This is a genomic window from Pseudoalteromonas sp. Isolate3, from assembly GCF_022398505.1.
Classification (GTDB): Bacteria; Pseudomonadota; Gammaproteobacteria; order Enterobacterales; family Alteromonadaceae; genus Pseudoalteromonas; species Pseudoalteromonas apostichopi.
Map to the genome: position 1 here is coordinate 1 of NZ_JAKEVN010000211.1, position 2881 is coordinate 2881.

At 40.1% G+C, this 2881-nt stretch carries 3 protein-coding genes; all 3 read right to left on the reverse strand.

All coding sequences use genetic code 11. The features are described from left to right. Positions 1-603: 603 nt before the first annotated feature. Positions 604-933, reverse strand: a complete 330-nt coding sequence (locus tag L1D46_RS20205; protein ID WP_239978132.1) for a hypothetical protein — start codon at positions 931-933, stop codon at positions 604-606. Positions 934-974: 41 nt separating this feature from the next. Beyond that, the gene (locus L1D46_RS20210) at positions 975-1613 is read right to left on the reverse strand and encodes a hypothetical protein (protein WP_239978133.1); all 639 of its coding nucleotides are present in this window, start codon (positions 1611-1613) and stop codon (positions 975-977) included. Between the two features lies 1 nt (position 1614). Then, the coding region (locus tag L1D46_RS20215; protein ID WP_239978134.1) for a hypothetical protein at positions 1615-2881 on the reverse strand (1267 nt) is incomplete at its 5' end.

A 2881-nucleotide genomic window follows, 5' to 3' on the forward strand; every position in this document is an offset into this window, starting at 1 on the left:
CAGATAACAATTAGAAAGGACCGTAGTTCGTACTAAATTATAGACAGATACGATACTATGATTCGGTCATACATCGTTTCTATAGCAATGATCCTGTTGGATTGTTTGGTGTCGTAGTTTCAGCCACTCAAGAAGATAAGACATTGCTAGGATTGACATGATATAAGCATATTGAATACAAAACCTGGAACTCGCAAGGCTTTATCTTTCTAGCTCAGGCTTCGCATATTGTTTTCAATGCTAGCTGATTCTCAATGAATACATTCGTTTGGTGCCAAATTCATTTCAGGCTGAAGCCGTGGCGAAGGGATTTGTTTTCGATCAAATTCCAGCTGCAACATAAAATAAACAATAAAGTCACATCTCAGAATGCAAAGCCCATTTCAGAATAAGAGGTCATTCTGAGTTCTCATGAGAATCACCAAAAATCTAACGACTAGTGAGGCTGGTGTAAGCCGCCGATTGTTTTTAGAAAAAAAGACGTAAGATTTTAGAATTACTTAATTATGTTAAATAGGCTTGTGTTTATTTGTTTAAGTGTAATGATTGGTATCTTTAAAGCTTCTTTAAACGGTGTTTAAATGAGCTTTAAAGATCTAAGATTTAAACCGCTTTAATAGCTTTACTTTCCCACTTAAATGCTCTCCTACAATGTTCCTTTCCATCAAATGGGGTGGCAAGCCAATCAATAATAAGCATCTGGTAGTAGTAGCGCTTATCACTTCGAAGGCGATAACTTCTTGCAGAAATTGATTCTAGTTTTGTGCCGTGGCAAATACTGCATATTGTTATGTCTATGCTATATAGACTATTAAAGGCCCAAGTGCTGCCATGTAAGGCAATTAGTGATAACACAATGAATGGTACGATGAAAAGTAAACCACAAAGAACGTAGCAAAGTAGGGTTCTTAGCGTTTTAAGTAGAGTTAACATAATGCTCTCCAATAAAAAGGGGCTATCAAGCCCCTTGTTGTTTACTCAAAATACGCTTTACGCGCCATGATAAAGTTAAGACCAAATTGCTTAAACTCAGCTTCGTTTTCAAGTGTAACAACTTGAACACCTTTAGCAGTTTCAGCATTGAAGTTGACCGGAAAGAAAGCCTCAGCTTCCCCAAACTCTGTGGCTAATTCAAGCGCACTCTTGAGTGCTGACAAGCCATTTTGGTTTGACTCATTGAGTGACACAAACACGCCTTTGCATTCAATTCCTTTTAACTTATTGATTTGCTTTTGGTACGGTTCGAGTACTTCATCAGCGGTTCTAACTGCAGGGCGAGTGGGTGCAACGGGTAGCGGCTTAGGCTCAGCCTCTGTAATGCTGCCATCGTCGTTGGCTACCGGCGCGGGTAAGTTAGCGTTGTGTTGCTCAACTTTGTTACGCTCGACTAAATAGTTAACGTACTCTCCGGCCCACACGTACTGCTCATGCTTTGATTGCAGTTCAGCAAACAGGGTTAAGTTGTCAATTTTGCCTTTGGCGATTAGCCCAGGTATGTCTTTAAGGCCCACAGGTCCTTGTAGCAAGGTTGGTAAACCTTGCTCATCAACGATAGGGTTTTGTTCGGTGTCGAGTTCAATAAACTCTAAGATTGGTGTTAGTGTACTAGTCATATTAAACCCATCCTATCGGTTCTACGCAGCAAGCCATGCCAACTAAATTAGTATGGCCATTCTCGTCTAGCATTGTGGTTTGATTATCTGCAATGTGAATTTTGCCATCATCGCCCCAATCACCTGCTGTGGCATCGTATGTAAGTTGAGCGTAAGCATAATTAATAAAACCTTGTTGGTTTTTAGCTACGTTGTAGTTAAGGGCTTTAAACGCAGGACCTTCATTTTCAGGCGCATTAAAATCTTTTGGTAATGCGTGAGTTGGAGAGCCACGGTTTGTGCTAGTCCATGCTCCAAGCTTCCCTTCATATAGGCTGTAGGATTCCAGTTTGACCGTTTGAAAGAATTTATTAGTACCTGCACCAATAGAAGTGTTTATTTCCCCTGTTAAAGAATAACCTAAATGCCTTCCTGTCCATTCACGCCAACCTTGCGAATAGAAAACATTTCCAATATCGCCACCATAAATAGCTAAGTTACTTACTGACTGTGTCATATTGGCTTTTGTTTTATAATGCCAAATCTCAACACGCCCAATTGCTGGAGCATCGTTCACTGTTGGTGCGTTGGTTACTGGGTCAATTGCAATGCTAGTAGAATTCCAAATTACCCCATTATCATTTGTGTATGTCCTGTTTAAAGATGTAACTTCAGTCGGTTTACTTAATTTCATTGATGACCAAAGTGCAGAACCGTCAGGAATAAACCTATTCCAACTCCCAACCCAACCCTCTTTTAAGTCTTCACAAAGTAGAATGTCAGCAGGGTCCCCAATAACCTCGGTATGAATGAACTCATCAGCTACAGAAATATTGGTGTAGTAGCCAGTTACTAATATATATGTTTCACCATTTACACGCTCAAACTGTTTAGTACCATCCCAAATAATCCCCGTTTCAGTTTTTGACAATATTAGTGCTTCATTAATCAGCGTTTCACCACTCTCGCTATACACCGTAATCAAATCACCAACTGTGTAGTTATCTGTGTTAGAAACTTGAGTTCCCGTTGCTAAGGCATTGTCGCTTGTAGAAACTTCTTTCAATACTTTTTTTGTAAAGAACAATTTTTCTCTACCTCGATACTCACCAGCCTTAATTCTTAGGTCTTCTTCTGCAAAGTCTTCGGCTGTTAACTTATGAGCTGAATAACGCATATCACGACATACACCACCTTGGCCGCTTTCGTAAATAGCATCAAAGTAGCGACCATCAGGTCGACTATTTCTTGTTGGGCCACCTGATATTGTGCCCGAGACTGAATTTACA